General features: G+C 44.3%; 25 protein-coding genes and 1 riboswitch. Of the genes, 24 read left to right on the top strand and 1 reads right to left on the bottom strand.

The window, feature by feature from the left end; all coding sequences use genetic code 11:
• The first annotated feature begins 24 nt into the window (after window positions 1-24).
• The 11 genes from rplS to LZ11_RS00520 all read left to right on the top strand — a co-directional run bounded on the left by rplS (window position 25) and on the right by LZ11_RS00520 (window position 10,520).
• Window positions 25-369 carry a 50S ribosomal protein L19 gene (gene rplS / locus LZ11_RS00565; RefSeq protein WP_148865629.1) on the top strand — a complete coding sequence of 115 codons (345 nt, stop codon included), beginning with the start codon at window positions 25-27 and terminating at the stop codon, window positions 367-369.
• Window positions 370-408: 39 nt separating this feature from the next.
• Window positions 409-1,248 (top strand): ribosome biogenesis GTPase YlqF, encoded by an 840-nt coding sequence (gene ylqF / locus LZ11_RS00560; RefSeq protein WP_148865627.1) that lies wholly within the window; start codon window positions 409-411, stop codon window positions 1,246-1,248.
• Window positions 1,217-1,930, top strand: coding sequence for a ribonuclease HII (locus tag LZ11_RS00555; RefSeq protein ID WP_222927130.1), 714 nt, complete (start codon window positions 1,217-1,219; stop codon window positions 1,928-1,930). The genes ylqF and LZ11_RS00555 overlap by 32 nt, the downstream gene beginning before the upstream one ends.
• A complete protein-coding gene (locus LZ11_RS00550; RefSeq protein WP_148865624.1) occupies window positions 1,920-2,273 on the top strand; it encodes a YraN family protein in 354 nt (117 codons plus the stop codon). Before LZ11_RS00555 ends, LZ11_RS00550 begins: the two co-directional genes overlap by 11 nt.
• A gap of 356 nt (window positions 2,274-2,629) precedes the next feature.
• A complete protein-coding gene (locus LZ11_RS00545; protein WP_148865622.1) occupies window positions 2,630-4,261 on the top strand; it encodes a S41 family peptidase in 1,632 nt (543 codons plus the stop codon).
• Window positions 4,262-4,281: 20 nt separating this feature from the next.
• The gene (locus LZ11_RS00540) at window positions 4,282-4,692 is read left to right on the top strand and encodes a C-GCAxxG-C-C family (seleno)protein (protein WP_148865619.1); all 411 of its coding nucleotides are present in this window, start codon (window positions 4,282-4,284) and stop codon (window positions 4,690-4,692) included.
• A 148-nt stretch (window positions 4,693-4,840) separates the two neighbouring features.
• Window positions 4,841-5,068 (top strand): hypothetical protein, encoded by a 228-nt coding sequence (locus LZ11_RS00535; protein WP_148865617.1) that lies wholly within the window; start codon window positions 4,841-4,843, stop codon window positions 5,066-5,068.
• Between the two features lie 62 nt (window positions 5,069-5,130).
• Window positions 5,131-5,307 (top strand): hypothetical protein, encoded by a 177-nt coding sequence (locus LZ11_RS12305; protein WP_170240241.1) that lies wholly within the window; start codon window positions 5,131-5,133, stop codon window positions 5,305-5,307.
• A 292-nt stretch (window positions 5,308-5,599) separates the two neighbouring features.
• Entirely contained in the window at window positions 5,600-6,493 is an 894-nt protein-coding gene (locus tag LZ11_RS00530; protein WP_148865615.1) for a peptidylprolyl isomerase, read from the top strand.
• Between the two features lie 530 nt (window positions 6,494-7,023).
• On the top strand, window positions 7,024-8,640 hold the full coding sequence (locus LZ11_RS00525; RefSeq protein WP_170240240.1) for a S41 family peptidase: 1,617 nt from the start codon (window positions 7,024-7,026) through the stop codon (window positions 8,638-8,640).
• A 311-nt stretch (window positions 8,641-8,951) separates the two neighbouring features.
• Window positions 8,952-10,520 (top strand): methylenetetrahydrofolate reductase C-terminal domain-containing protein, encoded by a 1,569-nt coding sequence (locus tag LZ11_RS00520; RefSeq protein ID WP_148865611.1) that lies wholly within the window; start codon window positions 8,952-8,954, stop codon window positions 10,518-10,520.
• 50 nt (window positions 10,521-10,570) lie between these two features.
• On the opposite strand, the gene LZ11_RS00515 is transcribed toward LZ11_RS00520, so the two are convergent.
• Window positions 10,571-11,977 (bottom strand): MATE family efflux transporter, encoded by a 1,407-nt coding sequence (locus tag LZ11_RS00515; protein ID WP_148865609.1) that lies wholly within the window; start codon window positions 11,975-11,977, stop codon window positions 10,571-10,573.
• 705 nt (window positions 11,978-12,682) lie between these two features.
• Here LZ11_RS00515 and LZ11_RS00510 point away from each other — a divergent pair.
• From LZ11_RS00510 to fliF, 13 genes are all read left to right on the top strand, one after another.
• Complete coding sequence (locus LZ11_RS00510) at window positions 12,683-14,215, top strand: YifB family Mg chelatase-like AAA ATPase (protein WP_148865607.1); 1,533 nt, start codon at window positions 12,683-12,685, stop codon at window positions 14,213-14,215.
• Window positions 14,216-14,337: 122 nt separating this feature from the next.
• Complete coding sequence (gene cobO, locus LZ11_RS00505; RefSeq protein WP_148865605.1) at window positions 14,338-14,865, top strand: cob(I)yrinic acid a,c-diamide adenosyltransferase; 528 nt, start codon at window positions 14,338-14,340, stop codon at window positions 14,863-14,865.
• Between the two features lie 18 nt (window positions 14,866-14,883).
• On the top strand, window positions 14,884-15,963 hold the full coding sequence (gene dprA / locus LZ11_RS00500) for a DNA-processing protein DprA (protein WP_148865604.1): 1,080 nt from the start codon (window positions 14,884-14,886) through the stop codon (window positions 15,961-15,963).
• 9 nt (window positions 15,964-15,972) lie between these two features.
• Window positions 15,973-18,057, top strand: coding sequence for a type I DNA topoisomerase (topA, locus tag LZ11_RS00495; protein WP_148865602.1), 2,085 nt, complete (start codon window positions 15,973-15,975; stop codon window positions 18,055-18,057).
• Between the two features lie 4 nt (window positions 18,058-18,061).
• The gene (gene trmFO / locus LZ11_RS00490; RefSeq protein ID WP_222927129.1) at window positions 18,062-19,375 is read left to right on the top strand and encodes a methylenetetrahydrofolate--tRNA-(uracil(54)-C(5))-methyltransferase (FADH(2)-oxidizing) TrmFO; all 1,314 of its coding nucleotides are present in this window, start codon (window positions 18,062-18,064) and stop codon (window positions 19,373-19,375) included.
• A gap of 113 nt (window positions 19,376-19,488) precedes the next feature.
• Entirely contained in the window at window positions 19,489-20,385 is an 897-nt protein-coding gene (gene xerC / locus LZ11_RS00485; protein ID WP_148865598.1) for a tyrosine recombinase XerC, read from the top strand.
• Window positions 20,386-20,403: 18 nt separating this feature from the next.
• Window positions 20,404-20,934 (top strand): ATP-dependent protease subunit HslV, encoded by a 531-nt coding sequence (gene hslV / locus LZ11_RS00480; RefSeq protein WP_148865596.1) that lies wholly within the window; start codon window positions 20,404-20,406, stop codon window positions 20,932-20,934.
• Between the two features lie 13 nt (window positions 20,935-20,947).
• Window positions 20,948-22,357 (top strand): ATP-dependent protease ATPase subunit HslU, encoded by a 1,410-nt coding sequence (gene hslU, locus LZ11_RS00475; protein ID WP_148865594.1) that lies wholly within the window; start codon window positions 20,948-20,950, stop codon window positions 22,355-22,357.
• A 47-nt stretch (window positions 22,358-22,404) separates the two neighbouring features.
• Window positions 22,405-23,190 carry a GTP-sensing pleiotropic transcriptional regulator CodY gene (codY, locus tag LZ11_RS00470; protein WP_148865592.1) on the top strand — a complete coding sequence of 262 codons (786 nt, stop codon included), beginning with the start codon at window positions 22,405-22,407 and terminating at the stop codon, window positions 23,188-23,190.
• A 99-nt stretch (window positions 23,191-23,289) separates the two neighbouring features.
• Window positions 23,290-23,376: riboswitch (cyclic di-GMP riboswitch) on the top strand.
• A gap of 146 nt (window positions 23,377-23,522) precedes the next feature.
• Window positions 23,523-23,933, top strand: coding sequence for a flagellar basal body rod protein FlgB (gene flgB / locus LZ11_RS00465; RefSeq protein ID WP_148865590.1), 411 nt, complete (start codon window positions 23,523-23,525; stop codon window positions 23,931-23,933).
• A gap of 2 nt (window positions 23,934-23,935) precedes the next feature.
• On the top strand, window positions 23,936-24,379 hold the full coding sequence (gene flgC / locus LZ11_RS00460) for a flagellar basal body rod protein FlgC (RefSeq protein WP_148865588.1): 444 nt from the start codon (window positions 23,936-23,938) through the stop codon (window positions 24,377-24,379).
• Between the two features lie 31 nt (window positions 24,380-24,410).
• Window positions 24,411-24,695: a flagellar hook-basal body complex protein FliE gene (gene fliE, locus LZ11_RS00455; protein ID WP_148865586.1), complete on the top strand. Its 285-nt coding sequence runs from the start codon at window positions 24,411-24,413 to the stop codon at window positions 24,693-24,695.
• A gap of 19 nt (window positions 24,696-24,714) precedes the next feature.
• Window positions 24,715-26,256 (top strand): flagellar basal-body MS-ring/collar protein FliF, encoded by a 1,542-nt coding sequence (fliF, locus tag LZ11_RS00450; protein ID WP_148865584.1) that lies wholly within the window; start codon window positions 24,715-24,717, stop codon window positions 26,254-26,256.
• Window positions 26,257-26,259: the final 3 nt, after the last annotated feature.

Raw genomic sequence — 26,259 nt, 5'->3', positions numbered from 1 at the left:
CATATTTAAGAAAGGAGGGAGAACATGTCAGAATTACTTAGAGCAGTAGAGGAAGAACAGATGAGAAAGGACATACCCGACTTCAGGCCGGGAGATACGGTCAAAGTCTACACCAAAGTAGTAGAGGGCAGCAGAGAGAGAATTCAGGTTTTTGAAGGTACCGTTATCGCCAGAAAAGGCGGTGGTTTGCGGGAAACGTTTACCGTCAGAAAGGTTTCCTATGGCGTGGGAGTAGAGAGGATTTTCCCTTTACACTCACCCCGTATTGAGAAGATAGAAGTTGTTCAAAGAGGTAAGGTTCGCAGGGCGAAGCTTTATTATTTAAGAAGCTTGAGGGGTAAAGCTGCGAGAATCAAGGAGAGGGACTGAGATCAGTCCCTTTATTAATTTATGGGCAGGTGAAGTTTTTTGGATATCCACTGGTATCCAGGCCACATGGCCAAAACGAGAAGGATTATAAAGGAAAACCTGAGACTGGTGGATGTAGTGCTGGAAATAGTTGATGCCCGGGCACCGAAAAGCACCCATATTCCCGACATACGGGACTTGATCGGTTCAAAAAAGCTACTTGTAGTTATGAATAAGGCCGACCTGGCGGACGAAGAGATCACCGGGCGATGGGCGAGCTTTTTTGCTGAAAACGGGATGGATTCGTTGAGCGTGGATTCCCGCAGGAGGATCGGATTTAAAAAGCTGAATGAACTCGTAAAAGAGCTTTCAGGTAAAATAAAAAGACCTATAAGAGGCATAGTTCTCGGCGTGCCGAACGTAGGAAAGTCCTCTTTTATTAATCAAATAGCGGGCAGAAAAGGCGCGAAAACGGGAAATAAACCCGGAATAACCCGGGGGAAAATGTGGCTCAAGGCCGGCGATAAATTTGAACTGCTGGATACCCCCGGAATTCTCTGGCCCAAGATTGAAGAAGAGGCCGTTGGTTTAAAACTTGCGTTTTTGGGATGTATAAAGGAAGAATTGTTGAATGTGGAAGAGATATCGCTTAAATTGATAGGATTTTTGATGAGACGGTTCCCGGAAACCCTTGCAGCAAGGTACGGAGTAAAATCGGGCGAAAATCCGCCGGCGATTCTCGAGCAAATAGCCCAAAATAGGGGATTTATGGCCGCCGGCGGCAAGGCGGATACTTTCAGGGCCGCTAAAACCTTGCTGAAAGAATTTCAGGAAGGAAAACTTGGGAGAATTTCCCTGGAAGAGCCGGGTGAAGAAGGAGGATTCTGGGAGGGTTTGTAGAAAAGATATAACAGCTGTAAAGGAGGCCGATACAGTGAAGCTCGACCTGGCGGCTGAAAAAAAGAGAGTTTATGAACTCTTTGCCCGGGAGAGGCAGTTTGCGAATAAGGGCTACCGATACATAGCAGGAGTTGACGAAGCCGGGAGAGGGCCGCTGGCGGGTCCCGTAGTGGCTGCAGCGGTTATCCTCCCTCTGGATGTTTTCATTTTGAAGCTGAACGATTCCAAGCTCTTGAGCGAAAAGCAGCGGGAAGCGGTTTACGAAGAGATAAAAGGAAGAGCTGTGGCTGTCAATTTTTCCGTGGTTGACGAAAAGTACATAGACGAGCACAATATCCTGAATGCAACCCTCCATGCAATGCAAAAAGCTGTACAGGGCCTTTCGGTAAAGCCCGATATCGTCCTGGTCGATGCCCTGAAAATCCCGGGCCTGGACGTACCGCAGGAGAATATAATCCACGGGGACCGGCTTTGCGCATCAATCGCCGCAGCTTCGATAATAGCCAAAGTCGAACGGGACAGGATAATGAGAAATTACCACGAAATGTATCCCCATTACGATTTTTGCAACAACAAGGGGTACTGTACCAAAAAACACGTCGAGTCTATTAAAAAATACGGTCTCTGCCCCGTTCACAGGAGGAGCTTTTCTATAAAGGGCTGGGATTGCGTTGAATCATAAGGAACTTGGGAAAATGGGGGAGAATTACGCCCTGAATTATTTAAAATCCAATAAATACGAAATCATAAAGGTGAATTACCGGTGCAGGTACGGTGAGATAGACATTATAGCCAGAGAGAGAAATACGGTGGTCTTTGTTGAGGTAAAAACGAGGGCTTCCGAGGCTTTCGGCAGAGGTATGGAAGCAGTAGATCGTAACAAGCGGAAAAAGATAAGAACCGCAGCCCTTAATTTCCTGAACGAGTACAAAGGACCCATCGGTGATCTGAGGTTTGACGTCATAGACATCAGAATGAACTCCGGGAAACTGCCGGAGCTGGTTCACCTCAAAAACGCCTTTTAAGCTACAGCAGGACCTGTCGTTGGTGGTTATACATCTTACGGGGTCCTCATTTATTTCGCGGACGTCCCAGCAAGTAAATTTTTTGAGGTGAGATCTGGATAACCTGAAGCTTTTAAGGTTGTTAAGACTATGCTGAAAGCGTCGCAGGAAGGAAAGCTGCTGAAATTAGGATTCTAGCAGGATTTGCTGCAAGGGTATAAGGAGGAGGTCAGTGTTGGCAGCAAAAAGCTAACGGCAATCTGAGATTCGATTTCCTAGGCACCAAAATGAACTCCAAGAAGTTGCCGGATCTGGTTCATCTAAAATCGCCTTTTAGCGTTTAAGCCAGATTTAGGTTTAATGAGGGGGGTTGTACTATGAGTAGGATCTCCAAAAAATTATTGGTTGGCGTAATTGCTTTAGTGATAGTCGGACTATTATATTTCACCTGGGTGGCACGGGTAGATATTAAAACAGAAAGTCACGTCCCATTCAGGGGCCTTACGGCGAAGCAAAGGCTTGAGGATTTCAGGTACCTTTGCGATATTCTGGAGGAAAATTACCCTTACCTTGAAGTTCTAAAGAGAAAGCACGGTTTGGATTTCGAGGAAGTAAAGAAGGATTTCGAAACGAAAGTGAGAAGCGCTCGGAGTGATGCGGAATTTTACGACGTGCTGTCGAGATTTTTAAATACGCTGCAGAATGGCCATACTGATTTGGTTTCCCAAACTCGGTATAAATATTTTATTGATGTTTTCCGGCTATATGGAGGTAATAATAGCGACCCTTGGGAAAATGTTCTGAACAATAAAATAACCACTGAAAGGTACGAATACTGGAGTAAAATCGTGCAGGAAGATCTAATAGTAATCCCGATGAATTTCAAATATGTCGAGGGCAGATACGTAAAAGTTGATGCAGGGTCGCTGAATGCTGCTGATAGCCACGAATACGATATCCCGGAGGGTTCGTGTCTTATTAAAATAAATACGCTTCCGGTGGACGAGTACGTAGCTTCTCTGGTTGACCAAGGGTACCTTACATACGATGAAAAGAGAAATAAATTTAGATTATTGGATAATGTTTTTCCGACCCGCAGCGAAGAAAGCGTTATGCTCACCTATTTGACGCCCGAAAGAGAGTTGAAAGAGGTAACGGTGAAACCGATAAAGATAAATCTAAATGCTATAGCCAAAAAAGATAAAGCTTACAGATTATTCCAAACTCACATAATTGAAGAGGGAAGGATTACTTATCTTAAAATCCCTTCATTCGATATCCGGTATACCGAAAGTGACGGGGACAAAATAAGGGAATTTTTTGAAAAAGTAAAAGACTACCCTTACCTCATAATCGATATCAGAGGTAACGGTGGTGGCGATTCGGATTACTGGATGAAAAATATAGTACCTCCTCTATTGAGTGAAAATTTGAACGCAAAATTTTACTGCGTTTTCAGAGGTGGAAAATACATAAAACCATTCATTGATTACAGATTGAATGGGCTCTTAAAAAAGATTGATGATTTACCCGCGAATAAAAACTATCCGCCGGAAATTAAAAAGGATTTTACCAGTTTTGTAGAAATGAATTACGACATATCACCCGTGAACCCTGTCGGTTTTAAAGGCAGGATCTTTCTTCTGGTCGACGACGGCGTGTATTCGTCGGCGGAGAGCTTTGCTGCCTTTGCGAAAGCCACAAAGTGGGCAACGCTCGTCGGGACCAGGACCGGGGGGGACGGCATTGGCATTGATCCTGCTCTTGTGGCTTTGCCCAACAGCGGCTTGATAGTCAGGTTCCCGCTGGATATGGGATTGAACCCCGACGGAAGCGCCAATGAGGAATTCGCAACAGCGCCGGACATTTTCGCGGAATGGACCTACCGGGATTTCCTGAAGCACCTGGAATGGGTTAAAACAGCCCCGGAAGGATGGGTTGTGAGCCCTTACGATACGGTTTTGAACACGGCCTTGAAAATAATCGAATTGGATGACTATAATAAGTGAATTTCAGAGGGGGTAGTGAAGTGCTGCTCGACAATATAGAAAAATATTATTCGAAGTCCTACGACCTCAACTGCGCCGAGACCATTCTTTATGCTGCTAATGAAACCTACGGTTTGGGGTTGGATAAAAGGGTATTGAAGTTAGCCGCAGGATTCGGCGGAGGCATGAATATCGACGGTACCTGCGGTGCGCTCCTTGGAGCCGTAATGGTGTTAAGCCTAATGTTCGTAAAAGACAGGGCTCACGAGAGCGACCGCATTAAAGTTCTTGAAAAGGAACTCTTCGAGAAATACAGGAAGAAGATGGGGCATCTCGACTGTCCGCCGCTGAAACAGAAGTACCGAACGGAGGAAGATCGGTGCCTTCAGGTAGTAAAGCAAGCTGGTGCTATCCTTGAAGAGATCGTAAAGAGAGAGTCATCCGAAGGATAGGAGGAATAAAAATTAAAAAATTATTGACTTTAGCTATTTTGATTTTAGTGAGTATTTATTTATCGGCGTGTACACAGATACAAACTTCAGAAGCAACATATGTTTTGAAGGTAAAAGAAAAGTAAGCGTGGATGACCGCAATTTTGTATTGGAAGATATTCCGGAAAACATTGTGGAAGAAACTGTTATGAAAGAATTTTTATATACGATTACTGCTGAATTTGATGCTATGTCCGATATTTTAGCGGATATAGAACCGCACAGAATTTCAATAGAAAATGAAAAGAAGCTATTTGAAGATGATATTTATATTCAATCATATATTATACATGAAATTTCCACATTAACAGAAAAGAATATAGTAAGCCAAAATTAGATAATGGTAAGCCAAATCCTTTATACTACTACGGGTGGGAAGAATGTATAGAGAAATACAAATTGACCGAATATGAAATTATCAATGTAACTTTTACACAAACTCTTTCAGAAAAAGCAAAAGAGCAAGGACCACAGTGGGGTGACGGAACATATAACAGAAGCTTTATTGTTGGAAAAACCGCTGATGATGACTCATATAGGATTTTTGATTTTGGTGACATGTACAGTTTGTTTTAAATGGCCTCGAGCTTGTTTATGCTATTATATCCCCTGCTTTGCCCGCGCTGATAATCGCGCAAAACATAAAATAAGGAGAAAGCATGAAACAATACGGCATATTATGGAACCCTGCCACCTTTTTCCGCTTATCTGCTTGCAGCTGGCTAATCGTATGGTTATTGTCGGGTTATCAAAAATATTAAAGAACTGATAATGCAGAATAATCATCTAGCAAAAACGGTCAATATCTGTTAACATTAATAATATGCGGTTAGTTAAGGCAAATAAAAATCGTGGAGTGTGATTTAAAGTGATTGAATTTCCAAAAATAAAGCGTAAGATAGTAACCTGTTTAATAATTGCAACTGCGGTTCTTGCTCTAATTGCCGGCTGCAGTTTCCGGAGTTCCAAGGAAGTGGTGGCCAGGGTAAACGGTGAGGAAATCAGTAAAGATGAGTTATACGATGTGATGGTAAAATTAATTGGAGAAAAAGCTCTGGATTATTTGATTTCACAAAAAATTATTGAACTGGAAGCAAAAAAACAGAATATAGATGTGTCGGATGAAGATATCCAGAAAGAGCTGAAAAAGGTTTACGAATACTATGGAGGCGAAGAAGCCTTTACGCAGAGCCTGCAAATGAACGGTTATTCGCTGGGAGAATATAAAAAGGACCTGGCTGTGGAGATCAAAATTAAAAAACTTCTGGAGCCCAAAATATCTATTACTGAAGAAGAGATAAAATCCTATTTTGAAGAAAACAAGGAAGATTTCGCCCAGGGAAAACAGGTCAGAGCTCGCCACATTCTGGTAGAGGATGAAGAAAAGGCCAATGAAATAATAGCAAAACTAAAGAGCGGAGAAGATTTCGCTGAGTTAGCAAAGCAATACTCCACAGATACAGCTACAAAGGAAAAGGGTGGGGACCTCGGCTTTTTCGGCAGCGGGGATATGGTAAAGGAGTTTGAAGAAGCCGCGTTTTCTTTAAAAGTAGGAGAGATTAGTTCTCCGGTAAAGACACAGTATGGATACCATATCATTAAAGTGGAAGAAATAAAGGAAGCCCAGGAAGCTAATTATGAAGAGAGCAAAGATGAAATCAAAGATATACTTTTTAATCAAAAAGTTCAACAGCAATACAGCACCTGGATACAGGAACTGTACAAGCAGTATAAGGTCGAAAATTTATTGGCTAATGAATAATACCCCTTTCATCAAGATCTTCATTAAATCAACTGGCGTTTGCTTTCGAGTAAACGCTATTTTTTTTAAATAGAAACAAGTACACAGCCTTCATAACAGCGGTCTTAGTTCTTGAAAAGAACGATTACCAGCGGTTGGCTCAAATCAGGAGAAGTAAAATTCACAAGGCCGAGGCCGTCGGCTTAAGCCTGCATGGGTCTTCGACAGAGGCTCAATGCAGGCCTGATTAGCATCAATCGGAGGAATTTTTATTAAACGAGAGGGAAAATATGGGATATACCGAATTAATATAGATAATATTTATTTCCCAGTGCAAAGAGTCAAGAATATTATTTTGTGGACGACAATGGAAAGTGAACTGTTAAGGACTTAAAGCTTTTGATTTTTGTGATTTTATTAGAATGCTGGCAGGATCTTTACAGAAGGTATAAGGGGAGGAGGTGAATGTGGGCCGCGACAAGCAAAGGATTCAGATCCGTAACCTTTTAGCGTTTTCAACCGGATTTAGGTTTAATGAGGGGGGTTGTACTGTGGCCGGACTCTCTAAAAAATTATTGGTTGGCGTAATTGCTTTACTGGTAGTCGGACTATTATATTTCACCTGGGTGGCACTGGTAGATATTAAAACTCAAAGTGACGTTCCATTCAGGGGCCTCACAGCGGAGCAAAGGCTGGAGGACTTCAGGTACCTTTGTGATATTTTAGAGGAGAATTACCCTTACCTTGAAGTTCTCAAGAGAAAACACGGTTTGGATTTCGAGGAAGTAAAAAAGGATTTCGAAACGAAAGTGAGAAGCGCTAGGAGCGATGCGGAATTTTACGGCGTGCTGTCGAGATTTTTAAATACGCTGCAGAACGGTCATACTGGACTGATCTCCCCGGAGCAGTATAAATATTATCGAGAGAAAAAGAGCTCCGGTCCACGGTTTGATCCGTGGTCTAGAGTTGTAACAAATGAGAATTCCACTGAAAAGTACGAGTACTGGAATAAAATCATCAAGAAAGATCCAATAATTATCCCGATGAATTTCAAATATGTCGAGGGCAGAGACGTAAAGATTGATGAAGGGCCGCTGGACCCAGCTTACAGTGATGAATACGGGATTCCTGAGGGTTCGTGTCTTATTAAAATTAACTCGATTCCAGTGGATGATTACATAGCTTCTTTGATAGACCAAAGGTACCTTAAATATGACGAAAAGAGAAATAAATTCAGATCGGAAGGTGTTATTACAGCCCCTAGCGAAGAAAGCGTCGTGTTCACCTTTGTGACGCCCGAAAGGGAGTTGAAAGAGGTGACAGTAAAACCGTTAAAATCAAGCGCTATAACTGCGGTCAATAATGTCAATAAAAAAGATAGTTCAATCCAAACTCACATAATTGAAGAGGGAAAGATTGCCTATCTTAAGATTTTTTCCTTCAATAGCCGGTACGTCGAAAGTGACAGGGAAAAGATAAGAGAATTCCTAGAAACGGTAAAAGACTACCCCTACCTCATAATCGATATCAGGGGCAACGGTGGTGGCAGTACGACTTACTGGGAGCAGAACATAGTATCTCCTTTATCCAATAAACGTTTGAGCATGAAATTTTACTGCGCTTTCAAGGATGGAGATTACATAAAACCCTTCATAGGAGCCAAGTATTGGTTTCTAAAAAGAATTGATGAACTGCCGGTCAATAAAAACTACCCGCCGGAAATTGGAGAGAGCTTGTTGTGTTATGGAGAGGTGAATTACGACATATCACCCGAGAGCCCTGTTGGTTTTAAAGGCAGGATCTTTCTTCTGGTCGACGAGGGCGTGTATTCGTCGGCGGAGAGCTTTGCTGCCTTTGCAAAGGCCACGAAGTGGGCGACGCTCGTCGGGACCAGGACCGGTGGCGACGGCATCGGTATTGATCCTGCGTTTGTAGCTTTGCCCAACAGCGGCCTTATAGTCAGATTCGCACTGGAAATGGGACTTAACCCCGATGGAAGCGCCAACTATGAATTCGCAACAGCGCCGGACATTTTCGCGGAACAGACTTACCGGGATTTCCTGAAGCATCTGGAATGGGTTAAAACGGCCGGAGAAGGATGGATAATCAGCCCCTACGATACGATATTGAACACGGTTTTAAAAATTATCGAATTGGGTACTTCTTAATAAGTAAATTTCGGATGAAACGGTGAAAGGAATTTGAGAAAAATAACCCCATCTAATGGATAGATTAGGTATTGACCGAAAAACTAATCGAAAATAGTGCATTAAACAAAAATTGGACTTGGCTCAAAACACTTTGCAGGATGTGAGAAGATTATTTTATAATATAGTGTAAGACTTTCTATGTCAAAATACAAAGTAACGCTCATACTGGCGGACAACTGGCTGCTTTTAGCACTGGATCACCGGTCAACGACCGATTAAGACTGCAGCCCGGCGGTCAGCCTTATTATTTTAGATAAGGAGAGGTAAGAATGCAGAATCGTTTTAAGGAGTCCCTGCTGGACAAAAACGTTTTTTCCGTTACCTGGGAACTGGTGCCGGGTAGGGGGGCCAGGGAAAAGACGCAGGAAGAGGCCATCATGGCAGCAGAGCAGGCAGCTCGGGGAGGAAAAATACATGCTCTCACTCTCACCGACAACCCGGGTGGAAATCCGGCTATTCTGGCTGACTATATTGCCACAGAAGTGATTAAAAAAGGTATCGAGCCTCTGGTTCATTTCACCTGCAAAGATAGAAACCGCAACCAGATCGAAAGCCAACTGTATGCCTTGGATCGGGCCGGGGTCAGGAATCTTCTTGTAATGACGGGAGACTACACTGTTTCGGGTTATGCGGGTCGCCCTATGCCGGTTTTTGACGTTGATCCCATCCATGTTCTCGACCTCATTTCCAAAATGAACCGCGGACTTGAATATCAGGGAATAAAAGGAACCATCAAGCATCAGCCCAGTGATTTATTTGCCGGTGCTGTTGTTTCTCCTTTTAAAGCTACGGAAGCGGAACAAATGGTCCAGTATTTCAAATTAAAGAAAAAGATAAAAGCTGGAGCCCAATTCATTGTCACCCAGTTGGGTTATGACGCGAGGAAATTCCATGAGGTAATTCAATTTATCCGGCAGCAGGGATGGAATATTCCCGTGGTCGGTAATATCTACATTCTGCCTCTGGGTACGGCCAGAGCAATGAACAAGAATAAGATTCCAGGTTGCGTGGTTACGGACAAACTGGTAGCCGAGCTTGAGAAAGAAGCTCAGGCTCCGGATAAAGGACGCCAAGCCCGCCTGGACAGAGCGGCAAAGATGTATGCCTTTATGAAAGGAATGGGTTACGATGGCGTTCACATCGGTGGTCACAACGTAAAATACGAAGATGTGGAGTATGTTATTGAAAAAGGAGAAGAACTGAGCAAAAACTGGCTGGACTTCATTCATGAATTTGATTTCCCGATCCCCGGCGGTTTCTATTACTACGAGAAGGATCCCAAGACCAGTCTCAACACTCCCAATCCGGTCGACCGTAAAAACAGACCCCTTGACGCCCCGGTGGAATTTATTTACCGGCTGTCCACATTTACGCATCGTTTGATGCTTGAGCCCGGTACTCCTCTGTGGAAGCCGATGCAGGCAATAGCCAGAATAGTTGACGGGACTTCATTGGAGAGACCATACCACGCCTTTGAACACCTCATGAAAGTTTGCCTCTACGATTGCCAAAATTGTGGAGATTGTGCCTTGATGGATGTGGGCTACGTTTGTCCCATGTCTCAATGTCCCAAAAACCAGCGGAACGGGGCTTGCGGAGGCAGCTACATGGGTTGGTGTGAGGTTTATCCCAACAAGAAAAAATGTGCTTATGTCCGTGCTTACGCCCGTCTTAAGCGTTTCGGAAAAGAGCATGAACTGGACGGCGATATCATACCGCCTCCCGATTGGAACCTGCACCAGACCTCTTCCTGGCTCAATTACTTCCTGGGGCGCGACCATTCGGCCGAACGCATGGGAATAGAGCGTTACGAGAAAAAGAAAAAAGATAAAAAGTAATATGTAAAAATACCGCTTTCAGGATGATACCACGAAAGCGGTATTTTTCTTTATAATGTTGCCTTTAATTCTTCGGTTTTGCTCAACCATATCTTTTCCTCGAACTGCTTTTCCTGAAGTTCCTTCAGGGTGCTCATTGCAATCGGGACTGATAGGAAGAAGGCAAAGACATCGGATACGGGCTGGCTGATCTGGACGCCGAGCAGTCCAAAAAGGCGCGGGAGGATCATGATGGCCGGAATGAAAAAAAGCCCGTGACGGGAAGCCGCCACTATGGAGGCCTGAGGTCCTTTTCCTATTGTCTGCAAAAGCATATTCGTCATGATAACCCATGATGTGAGCGGAAATGTCAAACAATGAAGCCTGAGGGCCCGGCTGCCGATGGCGAGCACCTCCAAATCTTCTTTTCTAAAAATAGATATGATTTGAGATGTAAATGCAAATCCGAATAAAGCAATTGTCAGCAGCACAACAGCCGAAGTTCTTACGCAGAACCAGAATGCAGCCAGCACGCGGTCGTATCGCCTGGCACCGTAGTTAAATCCGCATACCGGCTGAAATCCCTGCCCGAAGCCAATCATCGCTGATAATCCAAATTGAAATATGCGCGTCACTATGGCCATGGCGGCAATCGCAGCATCGCCGTAAGGACCGGCGCTGAAATTGAGGCAGACCGTCGAAATGCTGCTGAGGCACTGGCGAAAGAAGGATGGCATACCGCCCCTAAGAATTTCTTTATAAATCTCCCATTTCGGTGTAAAATTCTTAAACTGAATTTTAATATTTCCGCCTATACCTGAATTATAAAAAAGTATTAAAAAGCTGATGACTTGGCTGATGATGGTGGCCAGTGCGGCACCGCCGGTGCCCATATTAAGCCCGAAAATAAAAATAGGGTCCAGGATGATGTTAAGAATGGCGCCGGTTGCGATGCCCAGCATTGCAAAAAAAGCGCTGCCCTGAAAGCGGAGGATATTGTTGAGTACGAAGGAGGCCATCATATAAGGGGCACCTATTAGGATAAATTTAATATAACTTTTTGCGAAGGGTGCGATCGTTCGGGTGGCTCCAAGCATATAAACCAGGGAGTCCAAAAAAATTAAACCGATTGAGGCTATTACAACACCCAGAAATAAAGCGGTGAAAAAGCCGGTTGCCGCTACCTTTGAAGCGTACTGCCTTTTTTTCTGACCGAGCAGGCGTGATATGTAATTTCCGGAGCCCATTCCGATAGTAAAACCTATAGCCTGTATGATTGCCATCAAAGAAAAAGAAATGCCTACCGCACCCGATGCACTGGTACTTATCTTGCTGACAAAAAAAGTATCTGCCATATTATATAAAGCGGTAATAAGCATACTGACTATGGTGGGTACCGCTAATGAACAAATAAGCCTGTTTACAGGCGCTTGGGTCATTATCTTAAATTTTTCATCCGCTGTTATATTTGGTCTCATTGGATCACTTCTTTCGTTGACATCTTTATAATATACCCACTAAATAAATATTAAATTTTACAGAATAAATTGTCAACAAAACTGATATAAAGCAGGACTGCGACCACTATATGTCGTATACTTAACTTACATAAAACAAAAAGTTAACAACAGGAGTAATAAGCGACGCCTCAATGTAACTTAAGGATGGTTTAAAATAGTACTATTGATTTAATCAACGGAAGCTTTCGGTTCCGGTGTTCACTGGGATGATTAATATAAATCATGAACCACCTACTCACGAATATTTTCCGGTATAGAGTGAGGCGGTTTGTGGCCCCGGTTACCGTGGTCTAGTAAGCTGGTCCGTGCTCTTTCAGTTTAGCTTTGAGCCTATATACGTGGTGCTCACTGAGGCCGAGGAGGAGAGCCGCTTGCTTATTTGTAATCAACCTTCCTAGAACTTTTTCTAAGATAAAGAGTCTGGCGTTAACTTGCACTGCACTTTCGAGTAAGCGCTATTTTTTATTGTGAGGGTATAGGGTGCGAACAGAAACAAAAGTAAAATATTTGCCGCTAATTTTTGTTTATTGCATACCTGGAATTTATTGAGCATAAAGCAGGAAAATCCGCAATTGTGGAGAATTTTTGAAAATAGCTCTCTTCTTTTTTTTACCTGAAAAGGATTTCTTACATCAAGAGCTTATGAAAAATTAGGAGGACAAAATGTTAGCTTCATTAAAAAGTTGTGCGATATACGGCCTTGACAGCTTCCTGGTAGACGTGGAGGTCGACATTTCCAGCGGCCTTCCGGCCTTTGACATAGTAGGGCTCCCTGATACGGCCGTTAAGGAGTCGCGGGAGAGGGTAAGGGCGGCTATAAAAAATCAGAATTTTGATTTTCCCGTAAAAAGGATCACTCTGAATCTGGCGCCTGCCGATATAAAAAAGGAAGGTCCCCATTTTGACCTGCCCATTGCCCTCGGTATTCTGGCGGCAACTGAGCAAATTCCGGCTGGGGCGCTGCAGGGATATTCCATAGTGGGTGAATTATCTCTTGATGGAAGGGTAAGGCCTGTAAATGGGGTTTTACCCATGGTAATAGAGGTAAAACAGAAAAACTTAAGAGGGATCGTGGTGCCCTTTGAGAATGCCGAGGAAGGCGCCGTCATCAAGGGGATAGAAGTAATAGGCGTGAAGAACCTGAAAGAAGCCGTGGAGTTTTTTAAGGGCGAATTCAAACCGGAGAATTTTAAACCAAAAGTTCAGGGCCCATCGCTAAAGGATTTTGAAGGGGATTTTTCCGAAGTAAAAGGCCAGGAAGTTTTAAAAAGATGCCTGGAGATAGCGGCAGCCGGCCATCATAATGTGATGATGGTTGGTTCCCCCGGCTCCGGGAAGACCATGATAGCCAGGCGTATTCCCACGATCCTGCCGTCGATGACTTTTGAGGAATCCCTGGAATTAACCAAGATATACAGCATCGCCGGGCTCTTATCGGGAACCGCATCTTTAATTGAAAATAGGCCTTTCAGGGCGCCTCATCACAGCATTTCTGCGGTGGGCCTGGTGGGAGGGGGGAGAGTGCCGAAGCCCGGCGAAGTTAGCCTGGCCCATCACGGAGTATTATTCCTGGATGAACTGCCCGAATTTTCCAGGGAGATTTTAGAGCTGCTCCGCCAACCGCTGGAAGACGGCAAGATAACCATAGCCAGGATAAATGCAACGGTTACCTATCCAGCCAGGTTCATGCTAATCGGGGCGATGAATCCCTGCCCTTGCGGGTATTTCGGTGATCCCTTCCACGAATGCTCCTGTCCGCCTCAAAAGGTACATAAGTATTTAAGCAAAATTTCCGGCCCTCTACTTGACAGGATAGACCTGCAGGTGGAAGCCTCACCCGTGACCTTTTCAGATTTCGAAAAGGTGGATTCCACTGATTCGGCAACTATAAGAAAGAGGGTCGAACGGGCAAGGGCTATTCAACTCGAGCGTTATAAAGGTCGAAATATTTTTTATAATTCCCAGCTCACGCCCGCCATGATGAATACATACTGCAAGCTGGGCAAAGCCGAAAAACTTCTCATGAAAGAAGCCTTTCACAGATTGAAGCTCAGCGGCAGAGCCTACAACAGGGTGTTGAAAGTGGCGAGGACCATAGCCGATCTGGATCAAAGTGAAAATATAAAGGAAAGACACCTGGCTGAAGCTCTGCAGTACAGAAACCTGGACAGGTATTTTCAAAATTTAAGATTTTAAAATATTTATTTCCCGGGACATAGCAAAAAGTTCCAAATTGTGACAATTTTGATTGCAAACCCACAGACTTTGACCTGAAAGGCAATATGTGCTATTATTTTTTTGTTAAAGGGGTGAATAGTATGAAGCCAAAAAAAGGCCTGGTACTGATATATACCGGAAACGGTAAGGGAAAGACTACGGCCGCTCTCGGGCTTGCTCTAAGAGCCATAGGTCACGGCGAGAAGGTTTATATGATACAGTTTATGAAGGGAAGCCCCGACTACGGTGAAGTGCGGGCTGTAAGCTACCTGCCGAATTTTCATCTGGTTCAAAAGGGCAGGGATTGTTTTGTGAAAAAAGGCGATCCGCATCCCGAAGATTTGAGGTTCGCCGGAGAAGGGGTTGAGCTGGCGCGGCAGGTTATTGCCGGGGGCGAGTACGATCTGGTTATACTGGACGAGATAAATGTGGCTGTGGATTTCGGCCTTGTATCGGAAGAGGACGTATTGAGCTTGATAGATTTGAAGCCCGAAACCACAACCCTGGTTTTAACAGGACGCTATGCTTCGGAAAAATTAATGGAAAAGGCGGACATGGTCAGCGAGGTCAGAGAAATAAAACACCATTTCCATAAAGGAATAGGTGCACAACCCGGTATAGAATACTAATATTATTGAGGGATGATAATGGCAGAGCTGGAGCTGCTTGTGGCTCTGAATATGATACCCAATGTGGGTGCCGTGAGGACCAGAGAGTTATTAAATTATTTTCAAACTTATTCCCATTTTATGAACGCAACTAGAACCCTGCTGCTGGAAGTCCCGGGGATAAACGAAAAGATATGCGACATTATTATGGAATACAAAAAAAGGGTAAACCCTTTTGAAGAGATAAAAAGGGCAGCTAAACTCGGGGCGAAATTTTTAACCCTGGATGACGAAAGATATCCGCGCCTGTTAAAGGAAATTTACGATCCGCCACCTGTGCTTTATGTCCTTGGAGAGGTGACGGTTCTGAATCTCGAGGCTGTAGCGATTGTGGGGACCAGGAAACCGACCTCTTACGGCAGGAAGATTGCGGAGCAGATGGCTCGGGAGCTGGCAGCCCTCGAAATAAATGTGGTCAGCGGAATGGCCCGGGGTATTGATTCCATCGCCCATAAAGGAGCGATCGAAGCCGGGGGGTCGACAACGGCGGTTTTGGGATGCGGCATAGACATAGTTTATCCACCGGAAAATTACAGTCTTATGGCAGAAATAATTAAGGCGGGCTGTGTGATAAGCAGTTTTCCCATTGGTTTCAGGCCCCTGTCTTCGAATTTTCCGGCGCGAAACCGCATCATAAGCGGTCTTTCTATGGGAACTGTGGTGGTAGAAGCCGCTGAAAAAAGCGGATCCTTGATTACAGCCGATTTTGCACTGGATCAGGGCAGGGAAGTTTTTGCGGTACCGGGCAGTATCTTCAGCCCTTACAGTAGAGGAACCCATAAGCTGATTAAGCAGGGAGCAAAGCTGGTCGAAAACGTAAACGATATCCTGGAAGAACTAAATTTAAGAAAAAGCGCTGGAGTTGATATGGAAAAGGGTTCGGAGATCACCCTGGAGGAGATGGAAGTGCTGAATCTGATTGATTATCAACCCACGAACGTAGAGATCATCATCCAGAAGACCGGTAAAGTCCCTCAGGAAATTAATGCGATCCTAACCCGTCTCCAGCTGAAGGACTTGATAGTGTCTCTGCCAGGAGGATATGTCATGAGAGTTTGAGGTGGTATTATGGCAAAATCTCTGATAATAGTTGAGTCCCCAGCTAAAGCAAAAACTATCAGCCGATTCCTCGGGAGAGAATATAAAGTTGTGGCATCCATGGGTCATGTGCGGGATCTGCCGAAAAGTCAGCTGGGAATCGATATAGAAAAAGGTTTTGTACCCAAGTATATAACCATCCGCGGCAAGGGGCCTATAATAGAAAACTTGAGAAAAGAGGCTGCTAAAGCTCAAAATGTCTTGCTCGCCACCGATCCTGACAGGGAGGGTGAAGCTATATCCTGGCACTTGGCGCACCTTCTAGATATCCCGCCTGAGTCCCCTTGCAGAGTGGAGTTCCACGAAATAACAAAGACCGCCGTTTCCGAATCCCTGCGTTACCCTCGAAAAATAAATATGAATCTAGTGGATGCCCAACAGGCGAGGAGGATATTGGACCGCCTGGTCGGGTATAAGATAAGCCCGATTCTGTGGCGCAAGGTCAAATGGGGGTTGAGTGCCGGCCGGGTTCAGTCGGCGGCGGTGCGGATGATATGCGACAGGGAAAGAGAAATAACCGAGTTCGTACCGGAAGAATACTGGACCATTGAGGCGGAACTTGCAGATCGGGCTGGTGGCAGCAGCTTTAAGGCAAAGCTTCATTCCAGAGACAACGATAAAATCGACCTGAAAAACAGGGAACAGGTGGAAAAAATTGTAGCCGATTTGCAAAATGAAGTTTTTATCGTCGTGGAGATTAAAAGAGGCGAAAGGCGCCGCAACCCAGCACCCCCTTTCACCACCAGCACCATGCAGCAGGAAGCAGCCAGAAAGCTGGGCTTTACCGCCAAGAAGACTATGATGATAGCTCAGCAACTTTACGAGGGTCTTGATATCGAGGGCGAGGGTACTGTGGGCCTCGTGACTTATATAAGGACCGATTCCACCCGGATTTCGGAACAAGCTCAGAAGGAAGCCAAAGAATATATTAAAGCTAATTACGGCACCGAGTATGTAGCGGAAAGCATACCGGTTCAAAGGGCCAAAAAAAACATCCAGGATGCCCATGAGGGCATAAGGCCGACTTCGGTTTTCCGCCATCCTGACTCCATTAAGGACTCCTTAACTTTGGACCAGTACAAGCTTTACAAGCTGATATGGGAAAGGTTTCTGGCAAGTCAGATGGCACCGGCGGTATACGATACCGTTTCGGTAGATATAAAAGCCGGCTCTTACATTTTCAAAGCTTCCGGTTCAACTCTCAAATTTTCAGGTTTTATGGCCGTGTATATAGAAGGAGCCGATGAGGAAGCCGAAAAAGACGAAGGTACATTGCCCATTCTCATAGAAGGGCGGCAGCTGACGCTCTTGAAAATTATGCCCGAACAGCACTTTACGCAGCCGCCGCCGAGATTTACCGAGGCTATGCTGGTAAAGGCGCTGGAAGAAAAGGGCATCGGTCGCCCGAGCACCTATGCGCCGATAATCGACACTATACAAAAGAGGGGTTATGTAAAAAAAGAAAAAGGAAGGTTTAAACCGACGGAACTAGGGCAAATTGTAACGGAGATATTGAAGGAGTACTTCAGCGACATAGTTGACCTGGATTTTACTGCGGAGATGGAAAACCAGCTGGATAAAGTAGAAGCGGGAGAAGAGAACTGGCAGAAAATCATCGAATCCTTTTACGGACCCTTTAATGAAAAGCTGAAGATAGCCGAAGAGAAAATCGAGGAAGTAAAAATTGAAGACGAAGTTACTGAAGAAAAATGCGAGATTTGCGGTAGAAATATGGTAATAAAACGCGGCAGGTACGGTGAATTTATGGCATGTTCGGGGTTCCCTGAATGCAGAAACACAAAGCCGTTAATTGAAGAAACCGGCGTAAAATGCCCTGTGTGCGGCGGAAACATCGTCCTCAGAAAGTCCAAAAAGGGGCGAAAGTTTTACGGCTGCAGCAGTTATCCCAATTGCGAATTCGTGACATGGGATCCGCCCAGCAAGACCCCGTGTCCGCGTTGCGGGGGCTTGATGGTCGAAAAATCGACGAGGAGCGGCAAGACAGCGGTATGCATTAACAGGGAGTGCGGTTATAAAGACCAGGTTGAGGGGTGAATTTATGGAAAAAGTTAAGGTAATAGGCGGAGGTCTGGCAGGATGTGAAGCAGCCTGGTATATAGCGAATATGGGCTTTAAAGTGGAACTGTACGAGATGAGACCGGCAAGATCTACACCTGCCCATCATACCGATAAGCTGGCCGAGCTGGTGTGCAGCAATTCTTTGAGGTCCAATGAACTGACCAATGCCGCAGGGCTTTTAAAAGAAGAAATGCGCCTTTTGGGGTCGCTTATTATCAAGAAGGCCGAGGAAAACAGCGTCCCTGCGGGGGCGGCCCTTGCCGTAGACAGAGAAAAATTTTCTTGCGCTGTGACTTCTGCCATCCAAGAACACCCGCTGATTGACGTCTGCCGGAAAGAGGAGGGTCATATTCCCTCACCTCCAGTGATAATAGCGACGGGCCCCCTCACATCGGACTCTCTATCGAAAGCCATTAGCGAATTGTTGGGCAAGGAATACCTTTATTTTTACGATGCCGCCGCTCCCATTATCACCGGGGATTCAATTGACTGGAACATCGCTTTCTGGGGCTCCAGGTACAACAAGGGAGACGAGGATTATGTGAATTTACCAATGACTGAAGAAGAATACCTGGAGTTCTACCATGAGCTGGTAAACGCAGAGGTTCACTCTCTGAAAGAATTTGAAAAACCCGTATTTTTCGAGGGATGCATGCCCATCGAGGTAATGGCAAAGAGAGGGCCGAAGACCCTGCTTTTCGGCCCGCTAAAACCGGTTGGAATAATAGATCCGAGAACCGGTAAACAACCCTATGCTGTTGTTCAGCTGAGGAAGGAAAATAAGGAAGGTACCCTTTTTAATATGGTGGGCTTCCAAACCAGCCTGAAGTGGCCCGAACAGAAAAGGGTATTCAGCAAAATTCCAGGTTTAAAAGATCCGGAATTCGTTCGCTACGGTTTCATACACAGAAATACGTTTATCATGAGTCCCAAATTTCTGCAGCCTTGGCTAGAGCTGAAAGCGACCTTCGGATTGTTTTTCGCCGGTCAGATTACCGGTGTAGAAGGATATATAGAATCGGCGGCGTCAGGGATAGTTGCGGGTGTAAATATGGTGCGTCGGCTGGAAGGAAAGGACCCCATTGCATTTCCCTTGGAAACTGTTATTGGATCCCTTTGCCATTATATAACTTCAGCTGACCCTAAAAATTTCCAGCCAATGAAGGCCAATTTTGGAATACTCCCACCGCTGGAGGAAAAGGTCAAATCAAAAAAAGAACGAAACCAGCGGCTCGCTCAACGTTCTATAAAGATTTTGAGAGAATTCATTGCCGCCAACGAGCTCATGGTATAATATGGTTTTTCAAAAAAATTTAACATACAATTTAAAAATAATTTAGAATTTAATCTTGCGTAAAAACAAAGGTTATGGTAGTATATTATTTGTTCACCGCGAGGCTGATAAATGTGGAAAACCAAGCGATTGACAGTTTTCTGACCTATATAAGCGCAGCGAAAAACCAATCGCCGAACACATTAAAAGCTTATGCTAACGACTTAAGGCAGTTTATCGAATATTTGGAACAAAATAAAATATCCGAAACGAAGACCCTAAACGACATCACCCATCTGGACATACGCGGTTTTTTAGCTTATCTGAAGGAAAGCGGCGCAACCAAAAAAACTATTGCGCGTAAGCTCTCGACCATAAGGAGTTTTTTTAGGTACCTCAGCACCGAAGGCCTGGTTTCAGAAGACCCGACAAAAATGGTACAAGGTATGAAATTACCTCAAAAATTGCCTCTGTTTTTGTATCCGGCAGAGATTGAGGCTTTGCTATCGGCGCCCGGGCGGGATGTGCTTGGTATCCGGGACAGAGCCATCATGGAACTTCTGTACGCCACCGGAATGAGGGTAAGTGAGCTTGTGTCACTAAAACTCAAGGATGTCAATCTGGGTGCCAATTTCATTATAGTGTTCGGTAAAGGTTCGCGGGAGAGGGTGGTGTTTTTCGGTTCAAAAGCTGCTGAAAGCCTCGAAGAGTACTTGAGAAAAAGCAGGCCGTACCTTGTAAAAAATTTAACGTGCGAGTATTTGTTTTTAAACAAGAACGGAACCAGGTTGACCGATAGAAGCGTAAGGAGGATAATAGATAAATACGTGAATTTGTTGTCTTTGAACGCCAGAATCAGTCCTCACACTCTAAGACATACTTTTGCAACCCATATGCTGAATAACGGAGCGGACTTAAAGACTGTTCAGGAGTTGCTGGGCCATGTAAGCTTGTCCACAACGCAGATCTATACCCATGTTACAAAAGAAAGGCTGAAAGAGGTTTATGACAGAACCTTTCCTCATTCGTGAAAAGGGGGGGAAAGCCGGATGTTTTCTGCTACCACCATAGTAGCTGTCGTTAACAAGACCGGAGCCGCAATCGCCGGCGACGGTCAGGTGACTTTTGGGGAAAATACCATAATGAAGCATCACGCGAAGAAAATAAGAAAAATATATAACGGCCGGGTACTAGCGGGTTTTGCGGGTTCTGTAGCCGACGCGGTGACCCTTTTTGAAAAATTTGAGGGAAAACTGGAGGAATTTCACGGTAATTTGGTAAGGGCTGCTGTAGAACTTGCCAAGGAATGGCGCACCGACAGGATGCTGAGGAAGTTGGAAGCTTTGCTGATTGCGGCTGATAGGGAACACATACTTATAATTTCGGGTAACGGCGAAGTCATTGAACCCGATGACGGCATAGCGGCTATCGGTTCGGGAGGACCGTACGCTCTGGCGGCTGCCAGGGCCCTTGCCCGTTTTACCGATTTACCTGCTGAGAAAATCGTGGAAGAAGCTTTAAAAATAGCTGCTGATATCTGTGTATATACGAATGACTTCATATCCGTTGAAGCTCTGTAAGGAGGGGGTTATCTTGGAGGATTTGACTCCCAGGAGAATAGTAGAAGAATTGGATAAATACATTGTCGGCCAGGAAGAAGCTAAAAGATGTGTTGCGATAGCCCTTCGCAATAGATACAGGAGGCAAAAGCTATCAAAGGAGCTACAAGAAGAGATAATGCCAAAAAACATACTGATGATAGGACCTACCGGGGTGGGCAAGACCGAAATTGCGCGGCGGCTCGCTAAACTTGTAAACGCTCCGTTTGTCAAAGTCGAAGCTACGAAATTTACAGAAGTGGGCTACGTGGGGCGCGATGTAGATTCAATGGTAAGAGATCTGGTGGAAACATCCATCAGAATGGTAAAAATCGAAAAAATGGAACAGGTAAAAGACAGGGCCCGGGAACTGGCGGAATTGAGGATAGCGGAAATCCTGCAGCCGGACCCGGTAAAGACTAGCAACTTCAAGAATCCGCTGGAAGCCCTTTTCGGGAACTTATCAAAAGTAGATGTCGATGAGAAAGATGAAGAATACGAGTCCAGAATGAAAATTGCCAGGGAAAAGCGAAAGGCTCTACTCCAGGATATAAAATCAGGCAAGCTCGATAACGAAATGATAGAAATCGAAGTGGAGGACAATTCACCTCCGGTATTGGAGGTGTTTTCCAACTCAGGCATTGAGGAGATGGGGATAAACCTCCAGGATTTATTTGGCGGCTTTATCCCCAAGCGCAGAAAGAAGAAAAAAGTAACGATTGCAGCGGCGAGGAAAGTACTGACGCAGGAAGAAGCCCAAAAACTCATAGATATGGACGAAGTCGTAACCGAAGCCATAAAGAGAGCCGAAGAGACCGGGATTATTTTCATAGACGAAATAGACAAAATAGCTGGCAGAGAGCACGGTATCGGCCCCGATGTATCGAGAGAAGGAGTACAGAGGGACATACTTCCAATCGTGGAAGGATGTACAGTCGTAACCAAATACGGCCCCGTTAAGACAGACCATATCCTGTTTATTGCAGCCGGAGCCTTTCACATATCAAAGCCGTCGGACCTGATACCGGAATTACAGGGAAGATTCCCAATCCGGGTTGAGCTGAAGAGCCTCTCTAAGGAAGATTTAAAAAGGATTCTGGTTGAACCCAGAAATTCCTTGATAAAACAGTATAAGGCTTTATTGGAAACCGAAGGTATAAAAATCCATTTTACGGAAGATGCTATTGATGAAATAGTAAGCGTGGCAGTATATGTGAACCAGCAGACGGAAAATATCGGGGCCAGGAGACTTCACACGATTATGGAAAAGCTCCTGGAGGACATATCTTTCAATGCTTCAGAAATTAGAATTCAACTCAGTGAAGTTGTCATAGACAGGAGCTACGTCAATGAAAGGTTAAAAGATATAGTGAAGGATAAAGATTTGAGTATGTACATTTTATAAAGTTTATAAATTATTTTATAAAAAATCGTAAAAGGAGGAAATATATAATGAGCAGCGATTTGTTAGAAAAAACAAGGAGAATCAACAAATTATTGCAAAGATCTGCGGGCTACCCGGTAGATTTTAACGAGGTTTGCAAAATACTCAGTGAGGTGTTATCTGCCAATGCTTATGTAGCAAGCCGGAAGGGGAAGGTTTTGGGTTATGCTCTCCTTAACGAATACGACTGCGACGTAATCCAAAACCGGATTCTCGAAGAGAGAATGTTCCCGAAAGACTACAACGACAAATTGTTGGAAATCCATGAGACAAGGCCAAACATACCTCAGGATGAGCTCGAGTGCGTTTTTGATCGAGATTCCCAGTGCCCCCATCCCGAAAAGCTTGTTACAATCGTGCCGATAAACGGTGGCGGAGAGAGATTGGGTACACTCGTTTTAGCGAGATTTGGTGAAAAGTTCACCGACGACGACTTGGTGCTCGCAGAATACAGCGCCACCGTGGTCGGTATGGAAATACTCAGATCCAAGACGGAGGAAATTGAGGAAGAAGCCCGCAAAAAAGCGGTTGTCCAGCTGGCAATAGGCACCTTATCTTTCTCCGAACTAGAGGCCGTGCAGCACATATTTGAAGAACTGGACGGCAATGAAGGATTGCTGGTGGCCAGCAAAATCGCCGATAGGGTCGGAATAACGCGATCTGTCATAGTTAACGCTTTAAGAAAGCTTGAAAGTGCAGGAGTCATAGAATCAAGATCCCTCGGCATGAAGGGAACTTATATAAAGGTGCTTAACGACAAGCTTCTAGAAGAACTTAAAAAAGTCCGTTCATAAAATGCGTGAAAAATTTTCACGCATTTTTTTTGTAGTACAAAAGTATGATATACATTTTTATCCAAGTGTGTTATAATATTGACACAAATAGACAAATTATCCCTAAAAAGGCAAACTTCTCGAAAGGGAAGGGCGCAAAGCCATGGGGCTAAAGCATTTCTATGCCATGCCTGCCAGGTTGCTGAAGGGATAGAAGAAGCCATTCTATCCCATTCGGGATAGATTTTTAAATATATTTCAAATATTTTAAGGGGTAGAAGGAAAATAGAAGTTTTTGGCGAATAAAAAAGGTGGAAAATGGTAACTGATGTCGAAAAGAGAAGGTGAGCCAATTGATAAATCTCTTTGAAACTCCAACCCTGCTCCAGAAAATCATGGATGCAAAGTGGATGAGGCACGAGGTGCTGGCAAATAACATAGCCAATGTAGATACGCCTAACTTTAAAAGATCCGATGTGGTTTTCGAACAGCTGCTACAAAAATATCTGGACGAGAGTAATTCTAGATTACCTCTGAAAACCTCCACTGAAAAACACATATCCAATTTAAAGTCCACATTTGATTTAAAACCGAAAATAGTTATGCAACACGACAGAGTTTTGAGAAATGACGGAAACAATGTGGATGTAGACAAGGAAATGGTTGAGCTCGCTAAAAATGCTATGTCTTACAATATTATAGCCGAACAGGTTCAGAGACATTTTTCACTGCTTAGATCAGCCGTAACGGAAGGGAGGAGATAAAAGTGGAGATTTTTAGGTCTATGGAAATAAGCGCTTCCGGCCTGACTGCTCAGAGGCTTCGAATGGATGTAATATCCAATAATATCGCCAATGTTAATACGACCCGGACTGAAGAAGGTGGTCCTTACAGGAGGCAGAGGGTGGTTTTTCAGGAAAGAAAGGACAATTTTACCTTTAAGGATCTGCTGTCGAATTTATCCCCGAAACAAACGGGGGCTGGAGTCAGGGTCGTAGGTATAGAGAGAGACCCAAGTCCCTTTAAACTGGTATACGATCCCACTCATCCCGATGCTAACCCTCAGGGATATGTGCTGATGCCAAATGTTAATGTCGTTACTGAGATGGTAGATATGATATCGGCCACCAGAAGTTATGAGGCAAATATAACCGCAATAAATGCGGCAAAGGGTATGATCAACAAGGCTTTGGAAATAGGAAGGACATAGCGGACCAAAGTAGAAGAAGGAGGGGTGCCTTTTGATTATAAGAAGTATTGGAGGAGAGTTAACCAACGTTGTCGCGGCTTCAAAAAAACAGGAGGATAACTCCTTTAAAGATATACTGGTAAAAGCCTTTGAAACAGTAAACGGGTATCAGAAAGATTACGACAATGTGTTAAAAAAATTGATAGCCGGAGAAGACATGAGCGTCCATGAAGTTATGATTGCTGCAGAAAAGGCAAAGCTATCCCTGGAATTTGCGGTGCAGATAAGAAACAAGGCAATTGAAGCGTATCAAGAGATAATGAGGATGCAGATTTAACAGGTGAAGGTGGAATTGAATGGAATTTATCAACAACTTTAAGCGGCAGGCGAAAGAATTTTGGGAAAGCAGGAATAGGGCGCAGAAAATCAAACTGTTACTGAGCGCTTCTTTGCTGATTCTAATAGTAGGTTTTTTGGGGTACTTTGCCAGTCGGCCTAATTATGTGCCCCTTTATTCTAACCTGAGTGAAAGGGACGCAGGAGAAATTGTAAAAAAACTGGAGGATATGAAAATTCCATATAAACTCTCGGATGGTGGAAAAACTATACTGGCTGATGCAAAGGACGTTTACAAGATCAGGTTAGATCTCGCCCGAGAGGGCCTTCCGAAGGGTGGTGTATTAGGATTTAACGATATATTCAGCAAAACAAAGCTGGGTACCACCGAGTGGGAAAAGCAGCTTCAGTATACTCAAGCTCTGCAGGGTGAGCTCACACGAACCATTGAAGAAATGGAACAGGTGGAATCTGCTAGAGTACATATTGTACAGCCCCAGAAAAGTCTGTTTATAGAGCCGAACGAGCAAAAGGAACCCTCGGCGGCTGTATTTTTAAAACTTAAACCAGGAGTGGAAATTACCGAAGAAGAAACCCGCGGCATTTTAAATTTAATTGCCCATTCTATCGAAGGCCTTAAGCCAGAAAATATAACCATAGTTGACGAGTTTGGAAGAGTGCTGTCAAACATTCCTCTTTCCGAAGAACAAAATACAAAGGAGGTCGTTAATTCTCAACTGGCAATACAGAATAACTTTCAAAAGCAACTGCAGGCCAGTGTACAGTCGCTACTTGAACAGATATTCGGGCCCGGTAATGTAGCTGTCAGGGTCAATGCCCAGTTGAATTTTGATAAGAAAATTGTAGAAAACACATTATTTTTACCTGTAAGCTCCGAAACCGGCGAAGGAATTCTGCGCAGCGTCCAGGAATTAAAAGAACATTTTTCCGGAGCAGGTAACGTTCCAATAGGGAATCCTGGCACAGACACAAACATACCGGGTTATATGCAGCTCAATACCGACGGAACATCAAATTATCAGAAAACTGAAGTTATACGTAATTATGAAGTAAATGAATCTAAAGAAAATCTTACTGTTGCTCCTGGAACCGTTAAAAAGATAACGGTTTCGGTGGTAATAAACAGGGATTTGAATGATGAAGAAAAAAATAAAATAGCCACCCTTGTCGGAAATGCTATAGGTTATGATATACAGCGTGATCAGATAACAGTTGAGGGCATGACCTTTAATAATCAGCTGGCCGACATATTGTCAAAACAACTGACTGAAGAAAATCAGAGAAAAGAAAGGCAGAGAATGCTTATAATCATTAGTGCTGCAGCCGCCGCAATCCTATTTATAATAGCCTATCGAATTGCTACTGAAAGAAGAAGGCGGATGGAGGAAGAAAGACTCGCCCACGAACTGGCGGCGGCCCAGCAGGCTGCTTCACAGGTATCCGAGGAGAAACAGGAGGTATTCAGTGATATAGAAAAACTTGCCAGGAGGAGGCCTGAAGACGTGGCCAAAATTCTGAGGACCTGGCTTAACGAAGAATAGAGG

It is taken from the genome of Thermosediminibacter litoriperuensis (assembly GCF_008124715.1).
Lineage (GTDB): Bacteria > Bacillota > Thermosediminibacteria > Thermosediminibacterales > Thermosediminibacteraceae > Thermosediminibacter > Thermosediminibacter litoriperuensis.
The sequence above is the reverse complement of the archived record's forward strand: the minus strand, read 5'-3'. Positions and strand labels throughout refer to the sequence as shown.

Coding starts and splice junctions, on each gene's coding strand:
- rplS (WP_148865629.1), top strand. CDS start 25: ATGTCAGAATTACTTAGAGCAGTAGAGGAAGAACAGATGAGAAAGGAC.
- LZ11_RS00545 (WP_148865622.1), top strand. CDS start 2,630: ATGAGTAGGATCTCCAAAAAATTATTGGTTGGCGTAATTGCTTTAGTG.
- LZ11_RS00520 (WP_148865611.1), top strand. CDS start 8,952: ATGCAGAATCGTTTTAAGGAGTCCCTGCTGGACAAAAACGTTTTTTCC.
- LZ11_RS00515 (WP_148865609.1), bottom strand. CDS start 11,977: ATGAGACCAAATATAACAGCGGATGAAAAATTTAAGATAATGACCCAA.
- LZ11_RS00510 (WP_148865607.1), top strand. CDS start 12,683: ATGTTAGCTTCATTAAAAAGTTGTGCGATATACGGCCTTGACAGCTTC.
- cobO (WP_148865605.1), top strand. CDS start 14,338: ATGAAGCCAAAAAAAGGCCTGGTACTGATATATACCGGAAACGGTAAG.
- dprA (WP_148865604.1), top strand. CDS start 14,884: ATGGCAGAGCTGGAGCTGCTTGTGGCTCTGAATATGATACCCAATGTG.
- topA (WP_148865602.1), top strand. CDS start 15,973: ATGGCAAAATCTCTGATAATAGTTGAGTCCCCAGCTAAAGCAAAAACT.
- trmFO (WP_222927129.1), top strand. CDS start 18,062: ATGGAAAAAGTTAAGGTAATAGGCGGAGGTCTGGCAGGATGTGAAGCA.
- hslV (WP_148865596.1), top strand. CDS start 20,404: ATGTTTTCTGCTACCACCATAGTAGCTGTCGTTAACAAGACCGGAGCC.
- codY (WP_148865592.1), top strand. CDS start 22,405: ATGAGCAGCGATTTGTTAGAAAAAACAAGGAGAATCAACAAATTATTG.
- fliF (WP_148865584.1), top strand. CDS start 24,715: ATGGAATTTATCAACAACTTTAAGCGGCAGGCGAAAGAATTTTGGGAA.